14 protein-coding genes are annotated in these 16,537 nt (G+C 63.0%); 11 read left to right on the top strand and 3 right to left on the bottom strand.

Annotated features, from left to right (window positions below):
• Positions 1–15 precede the first annotated feature (15 nt).
• Positions 16–255: a response regulator gene (locus P8L30_05985; GenBank protein ID MDG2239732.1), complete on the bottom strand. Its 240-nt coding sequence runs from the start codon at positions 253–255 to the stop codon at positions 16–18.
• Positions 256–342: 87 nt separating this feature from the next.
• Between P8L30_05985 and P8L30_05990 the strand changes: the two genes are divergently transcribed.
• From P8L30_05990 to P8L30_06020, 7 genes are all read left to right on the top strand, one after another.
• Positions 343–1,527 (top strand): aminotransferase class V-fold PLP-dependent enzyme, encoded by a 1,185-nt coding sequence (locus P8L30_05990; GenBank protein ID MDG2239733.1) that lies wholly within the window; start codon positions 343–345, stop codon positions 1,525–1,527.
• Positions 1,528–1,664: 137 nt separating this feature from the next.
• On the top strand, positions 1,665–3,290 hold the full coding sequence (dacB, locus tag P8L30_05995; GenBank protein MDG2239734.1) for a D-alanyl-D-alanine carboxypeptidase/D-alanyl-D-alanine-endopeptidase: 1,626 nt from the start codon (positions 1,665–1,667) through the stop codon (positions 3,288–3,290).
• 14 nt (positions 3,291–3,304) lie between these two features.
• Positions 3,305–6,133 carry a M28 family peptidase gene (locus P8L30_06000; protein MDG2239735.1) on the top strand — a complete coding sequence of 943 codons (2,829 nt, stop codon included), beginning with the start codon at positions 3,305–3,307 and terminating at the stop codon, positions 6,131–6,133.
• Between the two features lie 32 nt (positions 6,134–6,165).
• Positions 6,166–7,188: a CehA/McbA family metallohydrolase gene (locus P8L30_06005; protein MDG2239736.1), complete on the top strand. Its 1,023-nt coding sequence runs from the start codon at positions 6,166–6,168 to the stop codon at positions 7,186–7,188.
• A 13-nt stretch (positions 7,189–7,201) separates the two neighbouring features.
• Complete coding sequence (locus P8L30_06010; GenBank protein MDG2239737.1) at positions 7,202–7,702, top strand: hypothetical protein; 501 nt, start codon at positions 7,202–7,204, stop codon at positions 7,700–7,702.
• On the top strand, positions 7,699–8,523 hold the full coding sequence (locus P8L30_06015; protein ID MDG2239738.1) for an MBL fold metallo-hydrolase: 825 nt from the start codon (positions 7,699–7,701) through the stop codon (positions 8,521–8,523). Before P8L30_06010 ends, P8L30_06015 begins: the two co-directional genes overlap by 4 nt.
• 13 nt (positions 8,524–8,536) lie before the next feature.
• The gene (locus tag P8L30_06020; GenBank protein ID MDG2239739.1) at positions 8,537–10,504 is read left to right on the top strand and encodes a pyrroloquinoline quinone-dependent dehydrogenase; all 1,968 of its coding nucleotides are present in this window, start codon (positions 8,537–8,539) and stop codon (positions 10,502–10,504) included.
• 17 nt (positions 10,505–10,521) lie between these two features.
• Here the strand turns inward: P8L30_06020 and P8L30_06025 are convergent, their stop codons facing one another.
• Together P8L30_06025 and msrB are read right to left on the bottom strand one after the other, a co-directional pair.
• Positions 10,522–12,003: a YdiU family protein gene (locus tag P8L30_06025; GenBank protein MDG2239740.1), complete on the bottom strand. Its 1,482-nt coding sequence runs from the start codon at positions 12,001–12,003 to the stop codon at positions 10,522–10,524.
• Positions 12,004–12,018: 15 nt separating this feature from the next.
• The gene (msrB, locus tag P8L30_06030) at positions 12,019–12,480 is read right to left on the bottom strand and encodes a peptide-methionine (R)-S-oxide reductase MsrB (GenBank protein MDG2239741.1); all 462 of its coding nucleotides are present in this window, start codon (positions 12,478–12,480) and stop codon (positions 12,019–12,021) included.
• Between the two features lie 393 nt (positions 12,481–12,873).
• On the opposite strand from msrB, the gene P8L30_06035 reads away from it, so the two are divergent.
• The 4 genes from P8L30_06035 to P8L30_06050 all read left to right on the top strand — a co-directional run bounded on the left by P8L30_06035 (position 12,874) and on the right by P8L30_06050 (position 16,465).
• A complete protein-coding gene (locus P8L30_06035) occupies positions 12,874–13,458 on the top strand; it encodes a gluconate 2-dehydrogenase subunit 3 family protein (GenBank protein MDG2239742.1) in 585 nt (194 codons plus the stop codon).
• On the top strand, positions 13,455–15,065 hold the full coding sequence (locus tag P8L30_06040; protein ID MDG2239743.1) for a GMC family oxidoreductase: 1,611 nt from the start codon (positions 13,455–13,457) through the stop codon (positions 15,063–15,065). The genes P8L30_06035 and P8L30_06040 overlap by 4 nt, the downstream gene beginning before the upstream one ends.
• A 125-nt stretch (positions 15,066–15,190) precedes the next feature.
• Positions 15,191–15,997, top strand: coding sequence for a hypothetical protein (locus P8L30_06045; protein ID MDG2239744.1), 807 nt, complete (start codon positions 15,191–15,193; stop codon positions 15,995–15,997).
• Positions 15,998–16,087: 90 nt separating this feature from the next.
• Positions 16,088–16,465: a hypothetical protein gene (locus P8L30_06050; protein MDG2239745.1), complete on the top strand. Its 378-nt coding sequence runs from the start codon at positions 16,088–16,090 to the stop codon at positions 16,463–16,465.
• The last annotated feature ends 72 nt before the right edge of the window (positions 16,466–16,537 follow it).

A 16,537-nucleotide genomic window follows, 5' to 3' on the forward strand; every position in this document is an offset into this window, starting at 1 on the left:
CAAGGTCGCAGTCGATCACCGACTCATGGCTGGGAACTCGGACAGGTCATCCAAGACGCGTAGCCGCGCGAGGAGCTCCCCACCATCTAAGCCCTGCATGACGATGTCCAAGACCGCGAGTTGAGGGGCGAATGCCTTCGCGATTTCGACCGCCCTTAAGGGGTCGTTCACCTCAACTACCTCGTACCGGCCCGTGTTCTCGAGGAAGCGGGCGATGACTCTCGTGACTGCGGGTTCGTCGTCTACGACTAGAATTCTTTTCTTGTCCCGTAGTGATCTTTAGTCACAGACTCACGCTCGGCAATCGTTTCCACTCAACATCCCATACACGAGGACGCCCTCTTGAACATCACCGATCTCAGGGCTGACACACCCGGCTGCGCAACACGGGTCCATCTGAACAACGCCGGAGCGTCCCTGATGCCACGGCCCGTGATCGCCGCAATTCAGGAACACCTCGATCTTGAGACGACGATCGGTGGGTATGAGGCTGAGGCCGAAGCCGCCCCCAAGATCGCGAAGGCCTACGAGCAGGTGGCGACGCTCCTGAGTACTGAGCCGGGAAACATCGCCTTTACCGAGCATGCCACAGCTTCCTTCGTGTCCGCACTCTCGGCCATTCCATTCGAGCGGGGGGACGTGGTCGTCACGACCCGTCACGACTACGTCTCGAATCAGATCCAGTACCTCGCTCTGTCCGAACGCTTCGGGGTCGAGGTCGTCCGTGCGCCTGACGCTCCCGAGAGTGGCGTGGATCTCGTGGCCATGGAGCAGATCATCCACAAGCGACGGCCCCGCTTGGTGGCTGTGACCCATATCCCAACCAGCTCCGGCCTCGTTCAAGACGTGCATGCGGTGGGGCAGATGTGCCGCGCGCGTAACATCATCTACATGGTCGACGGGTGCCAATCCGTAGGGCAAATGCCGGTGGACGTGGAGTCGATCGGGTGTGACTTCTTCTCCGCGACAGCCCGGAAGTACTTGCGCGGGCCCCGGGGCGCCGGATTTCTCTACGTCTCCAATCGGGCCCTCGACGCGGGACTCGAGCCCCTCTTTCCGGATCTACGAGGAGCCGACTGGATCGATGCAGATCTCTACCAACCGGCCCCCGACGCAAAACGCTTCGAGACGTGGGAGTTCTTCTGGGGTTTGGTCCTCGCTACCGGGGCTGCTGCGCAGTACGCCACCGACCTGGGCCTAGGCAACATCCAGGAGCGTTCGTGGGCACTCGCCGCGAAACTCAGGGGCTTGCTGACCGCCATGGACGGAGTCGAGGTGCTCGACCACGGCGCTGTCTTGAGTGCGACCGTCACTTTGTCAGTCGATGGCTGGTCGCCCCCAGACCTCGTTCGGGAACTCCGCAAACGAGGGATCAACACGACGGGTCAATCCCGGATCGACGCCGTCATCGACTACGACCACAAGAGCGTAGACGGCTCACTCCGTGCCTCGCCGCACTACTTCAACACTGAAGATGAGCTCGATGTTTTCGTGGGAGCGTTGCACGAAATCACCGGCAAAGGCTGACCCCGCCCAAGCCATCGCGCATACACCTTGATACCATGTATGAAGAAATTGGCGCGGGCTCGCGTACCTCTAATCACGTGAAAGGGAGTAACATTGCAGCCTGAGGTGGAGCGACGGTTGAAGAGACAGCATTCTCCTTGGGGTATTCGACCGCTGCAGCGCTGGCTCGTGCGATGAAGATGGACACGGGCCGAACCCCTGGTGAGGTTGCGACCATGGATGGAATCAACAGCGTACGGAGTCTCCTGTGCTCTGCGGCACGTCCCCGAACGGGCGGGTCGGTCGCCAAGAGTATGGTCCTACTCGCCCTCTTCGCTGCGCAGACGGCGTGCGCCGGAATTGGGGGTGGGTTCCATGGAGTAGACCGGGACGCGGTGGAGGCCACGCTCGACACCTCCCCCGTGGATCAGGTGCACTTCGGTGTCATGGCCGTCGACGTACGAACAGGCCGCGCTCTGTACGCTCGTAATGCTCACCGGAAGTTCGTGCCGGCCTCGAATCAGAAGGTGTTGGTCACATCTACCGCCCTCTCGCTTCTTGGACCTGACTACCGGTACGAGACGGAAGTGTGGGCCACAGGCTCACGTATGGACTCCATGCTCGACGGAGACATCGTCGTGTTGGCCTCCGGCGACCCGACGATGTCGGACCGTTTCTGGGCGTCGGGTGAAGCGGCGCTCGCCGCGATCGCCGATACGCTGCACCGACGCGGACTCCGCCACCTCACGGGATCGGTGTTCGTGGATGTGTCCCAGTGGGACTCCACGACGGTCGGGCCTACGTGGGAGGTCGAAGATCTCCGCTTCGCATACGGCTCGACAGGCGGTGCCTTCGCGATCGACGAGGGTGAGATCCAAGTCGTTGTGACGGCGGGCCCTGCCGTGGGCACTCCGGCAAGCGTGGAGTGGAGTCCTCGAGGGACGAGTGACTATCTCACATCTCGGATCCTCACCGCACCACCTGACAGCAGCACTCGCGTGCGTCCTTTCTACCTTCCCGAGTCTCGGAGATTGGTCCTAGAGGGTCGAACTGGGCTGGGGACCGTGGACACGGCCTCCTTCGCCATTCGCGATCCGGTGCGTCAGGCCACAGCGGCCCTCGGCACAGCGATACGGCAGGCGGGCATCACCATGGAAGGCACGGCCCGGGTCGCATGGGCCGACAGCATGCGTGTCGGACGTGGATGTCTCTCGGGTCTCGTACAAGAGTGTCCCAACGCCGGACACATCTTCACGTTCTCGTCACCCCCGCTGGCCGTCATCTCGCAACAACTCCTCGAGCGCAGCCAAAACTGGATGACCGAACAGCTCATCCGCACACTGGGCGCCGAACTGGGAGAAGAAGGGAGCTGGGATGAGGGGGTCGATGTGATTCGGACGTTCCTCACCGAGGAAGTCGGCATCGACAGCCTCGACGTGGCCCCGCGGGACGGCTCCGGCCTGTCCGCGTATAACCTGGTCACTCCGAGGGCGCTGGTCAGCATCTTGTCCTTCATGCGTCACAGCGAGAATTGGGACATCTTCAAAGAGGCGCTCGCGTCGCCCGGAGAGGAGGACTCGACGCTCGAACACCGCCTTCTCGACCTCGAAGGTCGCGTCTTCGCGAAGACCGGCACGATCTCAAATGTGAACTCTCTCTCCGGATATCTCGTAAGAGAGGATGGTAGTGAGGTCATATTCTCTGTCCTGTCCAACGGTTCGGGCTTACCTGCCTCCGTTGTCCGGGCTGCCATAGATGACGTCGTGCGCGATCTAGCCCGCTGAGAGAACCGAAGTGAATGAGTGATTTCGACCTACCTAATCTTCCTTCCGATGAAGATCTCGGACTATCAAAGGAAGAGATCGCAGAGCTTGAAAAGGAGTTCGGCGACACCGGACCAGAGATGAGCGACGCCGAGATGGCGGCGCTATTGGGTGAAAGCCCGCCACCTCAGGCCACTCCTGCAGCGGCGAGCCAGTCTCCGGCACAGGGCGAGCCCTCAGGCGGCCAGGCGGCCGACTCAGAGCCTGACCCGAAGGTGGCCAAGACAGCCGCCAAAGCCGCCGCCAAACAGGCGAAGGCTGAGGCGAAGCGTGCTGCGAAGGAGCAGAAGGCCCAGCCACCTGGTGAAGAGACACCTCGGCCAGCGAACGAGGACGGTCCTAGGACGAAGTGGCGGGGACCGGCGACCTTGGTGTTGCTGCTTCTGATGGCATTCGTGTCGAGCAGCAGGACCGGACTCCCCCGTCCTGAGCCTGCTAACGCGCCCAGCACAGAATTCTCGTCGGCGCGAGCCATGACAATGCTGGTCGACATCGCGAGAGAGGCGCACCCCCCCGGCTCGCCGTACCACGCCGTGGTACGGCAATACGTAGTGGACCGACTGACCTCGATGGGCCTCAAGCCCGAGATCCAGACGACCACCTCGATGATTCAAGGGCCCACCCGAGCCCAAGCGGCCACCGTCCATAACGTTGTCGTGCGCATACCGGGCACGGCCTCGACCGGTGCTGTCCTGGCGACCGCACACTACGACAGCCGGGAAATTTCGAGAGGTGCTGGCGATGACGGTTCTGGTGTCGTTTCGCTCCTCGAGGCTTACAGGGCGATCCAGGCAGGCGAGCCCCTCCAAAACGACCTCATCCTGTTGTTCACCGACGCGGAAGAACTCGGTCTCCTTGGAGCCCGTGCCTTTGTGGATGAGCACCCCTGGATGGCCGATGTGCGAGTCGCACTCTCCTTCGAAATGCGTGGCGGCGCGGGCCCGGCAATGATGTTCGAGACCAACAATGAAAACGGTTGGGTCGTTGGGGCTCTTAGAGAGGGCGTGCCCAGCGCGAGGGCAAACTCGATGGGATACGAGGTCTATCAGCGTATGCCCAACGACACGGACTTCACGCCATTTCGTGAAGCGGGCATCCAGGGACTCAACTTCGCGGGAATCGACAACGCCCACGTCTACCACCAGGAGTACGACACCCCGGAGAATTTCTCCGAGACAACGCTCCAACATCAGGGCCTCAACGCGCTCGGCTCCATGCGCTACATGGGCAACCAGGACCTCACCACGGTAGACGCGCCCAACGCGGTCTATCTGAGCCTGCCCGTGTTGGGGCTCGTCGTATACGCCGCAAAGTGGGTAACGCCCATTAGTGGCATTCTGCTCGTGCTGCTCGTGCTGGCACTCGTGCTCGTACGAACCGGCGGATGGGGATACACCGGAACGCTCGTCGGCGTGGTGACCGCACTGGTAGGTGGGGGGCTCGCCGTGGGCGCCACCGTTGGCCTTACCGGCTGGCTAGCGAGCCAGCATCCCGAGTTGGGCAGCCTGCACGGGTCGGCCTACCATCGAGAAGGCTGGTACATCGTGGCGCTGGTAGCTGCGTCCTTCGCGATCGTGACGGCGCTGCATGGAATCGCACGTCGTCGGTTCCGTTGGCAGGAACTGACCCTGGGCGCCGCAATCGTCCCAGTGGCCGCGGCTGTCGCCCTAGGGCAGTTCGCTCCCCTCGCAGCCATGAACCTCCAGTTGCCTGCCGCTGCGGCGCTGGTGGCGCTCATCGTCGCACTCGTTCTGGCCCAGAACGCCGACGGAGTCGTGGGTTGGGTGATCGCGATGGCGTTCGCGCTTCCCGTCGTAGCGATCATGGAGCCGCTCACGGAGATCCTTTGGATCGCGATGTCGATTCAGCTCGGTACCGCCATCGTTGGCCTGGCCGTGGTCGCGCTCTACTGCGCTCTGCCTGCACTGGACTCGTTGAGGCATCCGAATAGCTGGTGGGCGCCTGTGACTGGCGTCGTGGTCGCAGCGAGCGCGCTCGGACTGGGGCTACTCGGCGCGCGTCCGTCCGCCGAGCGGCCGGCGCCGTCCACGCTCGTGTACGCCTACGAATACGGGGAGCCCCGGGGACTCTGGGCCACTGAAGCCCTGACCGACTCTGTAGACACGCCAGCATACGCATGGGCAGCCGAACGGGCCGGGGCCGCCTTCGGGGCGGAACAGGACCTCACTGCCTTCGGCTACGTGGGTGGAAATGTGCCTGTGGCCCCGGCACCCGTCGTTGACGCCGCTCCTCCGCTCGTGACCTACGAATCCGACGAAACGGTCGACGGGACCCGGCGTGTCACGCTCGCGCTCGTCTCACAGATTGGGGCGGAGATGCTCCGCTTCACCTATCCGGTGGGTGGGCGCACGCGGCTGATCGCACTGAACGGAAGGAGGATCGACGACCCTGAGGCCTTGCAGTGGGCTCAGCACTGGGGGACACCTGATCCAGCTGTCTTCCTCACGCTCGAAATGCCGGAAGGGGCCAACGTGGAGTTGAACGTCATCGAGCACCTGCTGCGTCCGGAGGAACTCCTCGGAGCGGACGCCTTCGCGCGACCCTCGACGTTGGCGCCCAACATCAACCGAATGAGTGACCGCGCGATGCTGCTGTCCTCGATCCGGCCCGACGGGGAAGAGCCGGAACAGGCCCTGGTTCCATCCGAGACAGAGGCGAGAGAGGAGAGCACCGCTGCCGAGACTCCAGACGGTCAGACGCTCACCCCCGACACCGTCTTAACGCCCGATACAGCTGCTGCTCCCGACACGACAGTTGTCCTCGATAGCACGACAGCTCCCTAAACCACCGCGCTCCCGACAGACAGGATCAGCCGATGAAACGACATGCTGCGTTCCTTCTAGTAGCCCTCAGCGCATGCACAGGCACTGCTGAACAGGGCGCACTTGCCTCTGCAGACGTGCGCTTTGAGATCCCCGACTACGCATCGGATAATTGGTACAAGGGCAACACCCACGCACACACGCTCGAGAGCGACGGCGACTCTCCGCCGGAATACGTGGCACAGTGGTACAAAGACCAGGACTACGACTTCCTCGTTCTGACGGACCACAACGTCTTTACGGACCCGGCGACGTTGGCTCACCTAGTCGACTCGACCTTTCTGCTCGTGCCCGGCGAAGAAGTGACGTCTAGCTTCGAGGAGTCCTCCGTGCACGTGAACGGACTCAACTTGCCCGGCCTGGTTGAGGCACGGCAGGCGGAGTCACTCGTGGCGACGATCCAGGCCAACGTAGATGCGATCCGCGAAGTGGAAGGTGTGCCCCACATCAACCACCCGAACTTCGGTTGGTCCTTCGGAGCAGAAGAGCTCGCTCAAATCGAGAACGACAAGCTCATCGAGATATGGAATGGTCACCCCACCGTGCACAATGAGGGCGGCAGCGGCGCACCGGGACTCGAGGAGATCTGGGACATTCTACTCACCGGTGGAAAACGCATCTTCGGCATCGCCGTGGACGACGCACATCACTTCCAAGGTGAGTTCTCCGCGGACCGCGCGAACCCGGGCCGAGGCTGGGTATCGATCCGAGCAGCGGCCCTAGAACCGCTCGCGCTCATGACCGCGCTCGAGGCCGGTCACTTCTACGCGAGCACCGGCGTGGAGCTCGCAGACGTGATGGTGAGCGAAACTCGCCTCGAGGTACACATCGAGCAGGATAGAGACTTCAAATACACGACCACATTCATTGGGTCGAGCGGGCAGATCATCGGTGCAACTGAAGCGAATCCAGCCATTTTCAACCTAACCTCCGATGTCGGTTACGTTCGAGCCAAGATCGTGGACTCGGGTGGATGGGTGGCGTGGACACAGCCGGTGTTTGTCACCGGCGGATAAAGGCAAACCGCGCATGCTCCGTTGGATCGTGACCGCCGGCTTCCTCGGCACCGCAGGGCTCACCGTGTGGGTCACGTTCCTCATGGGCGCGGAGACACCACGCGGCAACCTGCTCATCAACCTCGGGACCGAAATGGTCGGCATCGTGATCACGGTCGCAGTCGTGGAGTGGTTCTTCGAGAAGCGCCGGCACAACACGCGTGGTCGCCAGCTTCTGAACAACACCCCCGGTGCCGTCGCGGCCGTACCGGGCTTCATGAATGGACTCGAGCAGCTCGCCCGACTCAGTGCCATGCGTGACGGAAAGACGCCGGTGGCCTCGCATAAGGTGGCCGACATTCTGGACGAAGAGACTGCCGAGTTGGCCAAGGCACTCGGCAAACCGACCGCACGGCACCTCGCGAGCCTCCTTCGATATCGCGACCCCTCCCTGGAGAGTCAGGAGCGGCCCCACTTTGGTGGACATGGGCACGTCTCAATGCTCTCGACCTCGCCGTCTGAGCCGATGGTATGATGCGCCCCCTTGCCGTACTTCTCGTCGCCACCTGCGCAGCTTGCAGCGGGGACGGGACGCCTGAAGCCGCCGATGGCGCGGCGGCCGTCGAAGCTTCCGCCCCCGGAATCGAGATCGAATACATCGCGCACGCCTCCTTCCTGCTGCGCGCGCCAGACGGGACCGAACTGCTGATCGATCCTTACGCGAGCCGAGTGTGGCTCGGATATGACTGGCCGGCTGGTGTGGCTCCTGATGCGATTCTCATCACACATCCGCACTACGACCACGACGCGGGGCGGTACCGTGAGATGCCGTTCCCGTGGGGGGATGAAGTGCCCGTGATAGACTCTCCGGGCGAACAGATCTTGGGCGACTTCACCGTGACCGGCGTGGAAGGAAAACACGCGGATCCGTACGGAATGGAGTTCGGGCAACTGAACACGCCCATGGTCATTGAGGCCGGCGGACTACGCATCGCTCACCTCGGCGACAACGGGCCGCTCACGCCTGACATGGTCGCTGGGCTTGGCCGTGTCGACGTGCTCATGGTGCCTGGCGACGGTGTGTGGCATATCCTGTCGCAGGAGACCACGCAGGAGATCATGGAGACGCTTCAGCCCAAGATCGTCATCCCGATGCACTACAGGCTCGGAGACCTAGAGGTTGAAGCGGACAGCCCGAGCGATCTGGGCGGTGTAGATCCATGGCTCGAGGGCCGAGAAGGCATCGAGCGAGTGGGTGGTCATGTAACAACGCTGCGCGCGGGTGAGCTGCCTGCCACGCAGACGTTCCTGGTGTTTGAGCACGCGCCTTATGTGACGGGACCAGGAGGCAACTAACTCAGGAGATGTCATGAGGTCGTTCGATAGAAGCGCTTCATCTTTCGCCCTCATTTTGACTCTTCTGTTGGCCGCGTGCGCGGGGCCCGATGGTGGCGCTGCAGATGCGGTCTCCAGCGTCTTCGCCGACTCTGATTGGCCGGCTTATGGCCGCGACCAGGCGGGCACGAAGTTCTCGCCGCTGACGACCATCGACCGATCGAACGTGGCATCTCTTGAAGTCGCGTGGACGTGGGAAACCGGCGAGACGGTGATCGAAGGGCCAGCAGCTCCCGTCCGCGGATCCACCGTGCGCCCCGGGACGTTCGAGGTCACGCCGATCGTCGTTTCAGACACGATGTATGTGGTGACTTCCTACAACCGTGTGCTGGCGCTTGATGCCTCCACGGGCGAGGAAATCTGGGAGTACGACCCTCTCACCACGGACTTTGGGCAGCCGCCAAACGGCACCGGCTTCGTGCACCGCGGCATCGCGATGTGGACGGGTGAGAGCGAGACCGGTGCGCCGCAACGCAGGATCTTCCTCAACTCGCGCTGGCGGTTGATCGCGATCGATGCTGCCACGGGGATGGAGATCGAGTCGTTCGGATACCGGGGGGAGATCGACCTTACTGCTGACATGATCTGGCACACCAATCCGCTCCACTACACGCAGACGTCGCCGCCTGTGGTGTTCGGGAACGTCGTGATCCTGGGGAACGGTGTCGGGGACGCGATCGTGTATCCCTACGACCCACCCGGCCAGCTGCAGGCCTTCGATGTCCTCACCGGCGAGCGCGTATGGAATCTCAACCTGATCCCACAGGAGGGTGAGCCAGGCAACGAGACGTGGGAGGGTGACTCGGAGACCTTCACCGGCCACACCAACGCGTGGGCTCCAATGGCACTCGACGATGAGCGCGGCATCGTGTACCTAGGCGTCGGGACACCGAGCAACGACTACTACGGCGGGCATCGCTTGGGGGACAACCTTTACGCGGAGTCACTGCTCGCAGTCGATGCGCGGACCGGTGAGCTGCTTTGGCACTTCCAGACCGTGCACCACGGCCTGTGGGACTACGACCTCCCTGCCCCGCCTGTGTTGTATACGGCAGAGGTCGACGGCCGCAGCATCGAAGCGGTGGCCATCGTGGGGAAGACGGGCTTCGTATACGTCTTCGACCGGGTGACGGGTGAACCCGTGTGGCCGATCGAGGAGCGGGCCGTTCCGGGGAGCGAGGTGCCGGGTGAGGTCGCGGCGCCGACGCAGCCCTTCCCGACCTTGCCGGAGCCGTTTTCGCGGCAGCAATTCACACCGGACGACTTGATCGACCTGACGCCCGAGCTGCGCCGTCGGGCTGTGGAAATGACACGGGGCGTGCAGTTCGGCGGGCTCTTCACGCCTCCGACCATGCAGGGCACGCTGGCCATGCCGGGCATCATTGGCGGGGGAAACTGGGGCGGCTCAGCCGTGGACCCGACGACCGGCCTCATGTTCGTAAAGGCGACCGAGGAGGCGAGCCTACTCAAGATCGCGGCTCCGGATCCAGCCAGGACGGTAGGCGACTACGGGATCGACAGAGCGTCCAACCGCTCGCTGCGCATCGAAGGCATCCCCATCACGAACCCGCCGTGGGGCACACTTTCAGCCATCGACATGAGTACGGGACGACTCGCATGGCAGGTGCCTGTGGGTGATCGGCCGGAGTTGCGGGACCACCCGTTGCTGCGTGGTGTGGAGCTACCGGACAGGCTCGGTGTTCAGGGTGCTGCGGGACCGGTAGTAACGGCCGGTGGGCTCATCTTCCTGACGGGAGGCGGCGACGTGCTGTATGCCTTCGACTCCTCGAGCGGTGAGGAAGTGTGGAGTGCGCAGCTGCCTGCGGTGGGTTATGCCAACCCGATGACGTATGGAGACGCGAGTGGGCGGCAGTTCGTGGTGATCGCTACGGGTGCCCGAGGGGAGAACGGGATACTCGTAGCGTTTGCGTTGCCGGAGTAGCGGGAAGCGGAGCCGGATCAGGTCCCGCAGAAGGTTTTGTACGGCCCGAAACTCTCGGGCGCGGGGCCTTCGTACCCCTCTAGTCCTTCGCGTTGATCGAACGGATTCTCGAGTACGGCTAGAAGCTTCTTGAACGGTTCGTAATCGGACGAGTCCGCTGCAGCTTGCAGGGCTTCTTCGACTTTGTGGTTGCGGGGGATATAGATGGGGTTCACCCCGTCCATCCCGCTGGCGGTCAGCTCGGCGTCCGCGTCCTCGCGCTCCAACCTGGCCAGCCAACGCTCTAGCCACGGCGCTAGCTCGGTCGGATCGTCGAACAGCGCGTGCGCTACCGCCGTGTCTCCTCTGAGCACTTGGGCCAGGGCACGGAACAGCCCGGTGAAGTCCACGGTCTGGGCCTGCATGACAGCGAGCAAGTCTTCGGTCAACCCACGGTCCCCGTCTTCGGCACGGCTCAGGCCGAGTTTCGCCCGCATGTCGGCAAGCCAGAAGGCCTGGTACATGGGCATGAAGCGTTCGATCTCTTCTGTAGCCATCCGGACCGCATCTTCGGAGTCGTCCGGGTTGATGAGCGGCAGCAGGGTCTCGGCGAGGCGAGAGAGATTCCACTGGGCGATCGCGGGTTGGTTGCCGTAGGCATAACGCCCATGCTGGTCGATCGAACTGAACACCGCCCCGGTGTCGTACGCGTCGATAAACGCGCAGGGCCCGTAGTCCAGAGTCTCACCGGAGATGGTCATGTTGTCGGTGTTCATCACCCCGTGGACGAACCCCACGGACAGCCACTTCGCGACGAGGACAGCTTGTCTTTGGCTCACTGCACCTAACAGTGCGAGGTAAGGGTTCTCGTCGGTTGCGAGGTCGGGGAAGTGACGCCGAAGGGAGTAGTCCGCCAATTGCCGAACTCGCTCGATCTCTTGGCGTGCGGAGAAGAACTGGAACGTCCCGATCCGGAGGTGACTGGCGGCCACCCGAGCCAGAACCGCACCCGGCTGAGGACCCTCGCGGAACACGCTATCCCCCGTGGTGACGGCTGCGAGAGCGCGTGTGGTCGGAATACCCAAAGCATGCATCGCCTCACCAATCAGGTACTCACGCAGCACCGGACCGAGGACCGCCTTGCCGTCTCCACCGCGTGAGAACGGCGTCCGGCCCGCCCCCTTGAGCTGAAGGTCCCGGCGCACGCCGTCTCCGTCGATGAGTTCACCGAGAAGAAGCGCACGACCGTCACCGAGCATCGGCGAGAAGCCACCGAACTGATGACCCGCGTAGGCCTGCGCCAAGGGCTCAGCACCGGGAGGCGCGACCACACCCGCGAAGAACGCCGCCCCCTGGGGGCTGGCCAGCACTTCTAGGTCCAACCCCAGCTCGGCCGATAGCTCCGTATTCAGCTGGACAATCTTCGGGTCGGGTACGGCCTCACCCTTCCAGGGCACATAGAACCCCTTGAGTTCGGCCGCATAACTGTTGTCGAACTGGAATGTGTCAACGGAGGGCATAGGTGTACTCAGCCGTCAGGCGCCGTCGGGCGACAGGTCTTCGACCTGGGCGACATAGGCACCGTAGCCCTCCGCTGCCATGTCATTGCGATGAACGAACCGTAGCGAGGCTCCATTGATGCAGTAGCGTAGCCCACCGCGATCCGCTGGGCCGTCCGGGAACACGTGCCCCAGGTGGCTGTCGCCGTGGAGTGAGCGCACTTCGGTGCGAGTCATTCCGTGTGTCTCATCACGGAGCTCAGCCACGTGTTCGGCAAGAACAGGCTTGGTGAAGCTCGGCCAACCGCAGCCCGAGTCGTACTTGTCCGACGAGGCGAACAGGGGCTCCCCGGACACGATGTCCACGTAGATGCCCGGGTCTTTGTTATCGAGGTAAGGCCCGGTGCCGGCCCGCTCGGTGCCGCTTTCCTGGGTGACCCGGAACTGCTCAGGGGTCAGAGCAGCCACAGCCTCTGGAGTCCTCTTATAGTCTGACATCTTGGTTGATTCCCGTGTCGGTCCTACGTCATCCACGTTGCCCACCCGATGAGTGCTCGGGGCGCTGACATAGACGGTAGCGATCGAGTCAAGCGGCGTGCCCCATTTCGTCATGTCAAATCCGTGGGGCCCGGTTGCGTTTCAGGTGAGTGGGGACTTCGGAGCGCCTATGAGTAGTCGTCTCGTCCGCGTATGGGGCCGCACGCCACCTGCCCTCAGATTGCGACGAAGCCACTGTCCCATAATCATTATATGGGACTATGGGTGCATAAATATGCCTAACCTTATGAAGACCACCATCGAGATCTCTGACGCACGGCTAAACGCCCCCAAGGAGCGAGCAACCGCACAGGGCACTCACGGCCGGACTGAAAGCCGAAGGGAACTAGCCGCATGACCCAAGACCGCAGAACGTTCCTTAAGCGCACCAGCGCTGCGCTAGGCGCCGTCGTTGTCGGGCCTGCGTTACCGATGGATGGGGCGGACCACGAAAGACAGGTCCGCCGCCTCGATCCCGCGCTCCTCCGCTCCGTCGCAGAGGTTGTCCTTCCTTCGGAGCTGAGCGCAGGGGCCCGGGAGGAAGCCGTGGCGGACTTCGAATACTGGGCAGACGAATACGAACCCGTCGCTGAGATGAACCACGGGTATGGTACAGATGTGATTCGGTATGGCCCTCCGGACCCCATCCCCGCCTGGACCGCCCAGCTCGCAGCCCTTCAGCTCGAAGCACAGCAACGCTCGAGCACCGGCTTCGCCGACCTGGATATGGACGCTCGGCGCACACTCTTAGAAGGACAAACCCTCGACACCGACGATGGCCTCCCAAGCCCTCTGCGTGCCCAGCACATCGCGGTCGCGCTCATGGCGCACTGGTTCCGTTCACCTGACGCCATCGACCGCTGCTATGATCGCCGCATCGCGGAGCGTCGCTGCCGAAGTATCGATACAGCGCAGGCTGAACCGGAGCGCCGAAGATGAGCGCGCGACGCACGCGTCAGGTCGAGACCGATGTTCTCATCATCGGGGGCGGCATCTCCGCGGCGATGGTCGCCGAGAAACTCACCGCGAACACGGATGACAACGTCCTGATCGTCGAGGCTGGCCAGCACTCGACCCCGACGGACCAGCGCGCCCGCGCTCGCCAGCGGTACATCGATTACGGCGAGAATCCGTGGCACAACGACCACATCGACGACCAACACCCGATGGGAATCATGTCCCGGTCTATGGCGGTCGGGGGCCAGGCGCTCCACTGGGGCGGCACGGTGCCGCGCTACAGCCCGGAAGACTTCCAGCTGCAGTCGACGTTCGGTGTGCACGAGGACTGGCCAATCACGTACGACGACCTCGACCCGTACTACCAAGAGGCCGAAGAACGCATGGGGGTGTCGGGCATGCAGGGCCCGAGTGCACTCGATCCGCGTGGGGCACCCTACCCCATGCGGCACGTACCGCTGACCTGGACGCTGGAACGGCTTCAGGAATGGATCGAGGGCGCCGATATCCCGATCTGGGCGAATCCGGTCGCGAAGAACACCGAGCCGTACAACGGACGGAACGTCTGCGCACGCTGCGACACGTGTAACATCTGCCCAACGGGCGCGAAGTACTCGCCGGACTTCACCTTCGCACAACTCTTGGCCGCGGAGCGCATTCGGCTTCAGACAGGCACGCTCATTCGGCGCCTCGAGCTCGAAGCCGGCTCGGATCGCATTCTCGCAGCCATTGGACGGAGCTACGACGATCCGGACACAGACATCGTGTACCGGGCTCGCAAGTTCGTACTGGCGGGCGGGTATACGTGGTCGCCACATCTCCTCATGTTGTCTGCCAACGATCGATTCCCGGACGGGCTCGCTAATTCATCCGGTACCCTGGGTCGCTACATGACGGGCCACCGCGCAGTGAGCGCGACGGTCGAGCTGCCCATGCGGCTCCTGCCGGGCATGTACTACGGTCACAGCCTGATCTCGAAGTACTTCCAACGCCCTCAGCTTCCCGGCGGGCCGGGGCTCTCTAATGGGCGCTACGTGCGCAGTGACTTCCGGGTCTGGGAGTCCGCAACGGGACGGGGGCCACGCATGCGAGGGTCCGACGGCCAACTGATGTTGGGCGACGAGGTCATGGCGGACTGGCGGTCGCGGACAGCCACGGGCACCGCCCGGCTCCGTTCCTACTACGACGTGATCCCGGACCGCTCGAGTCGTATCGTTCTGGACTCGTCTCGGAAGAACCGATTCGGTGACCCGATGCCCAATCTGGAATTCGTGGACGCGCCTGTGTCTCGTGACCTACGGGCGCACACCGAGGACCGGCTGAGTGAGAACTTCGAGCGCGTAGCGCGGGCTGGTGGCGGACGGGTTCTGCGGACCTCCGTCGACTCGACTCAGGACCACCCGGCAGGAGGTTGCCGCATGGGCGACGACCCCGGCACGAGCGTCGTCGATTCATGGGGCCGCGCACACGATCACGAAAACCTCTTCGTGGTTGGTGCACCGACGCACGTGTCCGGTGGATGTAACAACGGCACGCTGACGTTCTCGGCTCTGTCGCTGCGGGCGGCTGAGGAGATCGGGCGGGGGTGAGGACTCGACGCAGCGCGCGCCATGTGGCACATACATCCACATTTAACATCTTTATGTACACAGGCGTCAAAGGTCCGGAAGGGGAGGTGCGAACCCCACATCAAGAGAAAGGCGAGAAAATGCGAATGAGACGATCCGGCTTCACCCCAGTCGGGATGGCCCTGGCCGCCGTAGTGGCGATCAGTGCATGCGACAGTATGACCGGAATCGAGTCGATTGATGATCCGGTACTGCGCGACATGGCCCTCGTTGCGGCTGACGCTGCGCTCGAGGACGTGAACACCTGGGCTCAACCGTTCGGCTTCGGGGCACCCGGTGCCGAGATGGGACGCGCGATGGGAGGACCCGGAAAGGCGGTGGGTCGAGCCGGTGGCCGCCGTGGATTGGGCCATGCAGGCTCGGGAACCGTCGAGAGGACCTTCTACGATGCGGTCGGTAACGAACAAGCCGAATTGGACGACCTCACGACCGAACGAATCGAGGTCGTGACCGAGGTAGGCGGTGATGTCAGTCGCGAGAACTGGGCCGCCTCGGTCTACCGAGTGCGAACCATGACGCTCACTGGGCTGGAAGGTGAGGAAACCCACCGTACGGTGAACGGGACAGGCGAGAGCAAGATCAGTCGCAGCCGGCACACCGACGAGGGTAACCGTTCGTACGAGATGACCGGCTCGATCACCTACAACGACGTGGTGGTGCCCATTCCGGGCTCCGACCCGCGTTACCCGATTTCTGGCACGATCACTCATGCTATGGAGTCGACGCGGACGGATGCAGACGGCACGGAGACGAAGTCGATGACCATGACGATCACGTTCGATGGTGACGAAACAGCTAGCGCTGTTGTGAACGGTGAGTCGGTGGAGATCGATCTAACGACTCGCGAGGGGCGTCACCCTTTCCGGGGAAGAGGGGGTAAGTCGGGCGGCTGATCGCCGACTGATTCTCGGTCTTCATGAGGGGCGGTGGGCTTCGGCCTGCCGCCCCTTTTGTTTCGCCCCTCTCCCGCCCAGAGAAGCTACTTGTCGCCTACCTCGTATTCACGGCAGACCCTGTCCACGACCAGGAGTAGCACGATCAGCGATCGTAGATACTCCGATGAGGAGTTCGCCCTCGTTGTAAGGAAGGCGAGCGAACTTCAGCAGCCCGGCAAAGAGGGGACTGGTGGGCTCACGCTCGCCGATATGAAATCGGTGGGCCAAGACGTGGGTATTGATGCCGAGCTCATTGAACGGGCGGCCTCTCTCGTGCCGCAAGCGGCCGCCGACTCTGGCATCGCAGGCTCTTGGGTGGACCGATCAGGCACCTCCGCGCACGAGGACCGACCACCCCTCTCTGATCTGTTCGCCATCGAACACGCGGTCGGGGGTCAGCAGCACAGACTCCTGTGCCGAGGCTGATCCAAGCGAGACAAATACGATAAAGACAGCAGCAAACAGGCTACACATGGAGTGTCCTCAGCTTCATAAAAG

This window comes from Longimicrobiales bacterium, from assembly GCA_029245345.1.
Taxonomy (GTDB): domain Bacteria; phylum Gemmatimonadota; class Gemmatimonadetes; order Longimicrobiales; family Gaopeijiaceae; genus CALFPJ01.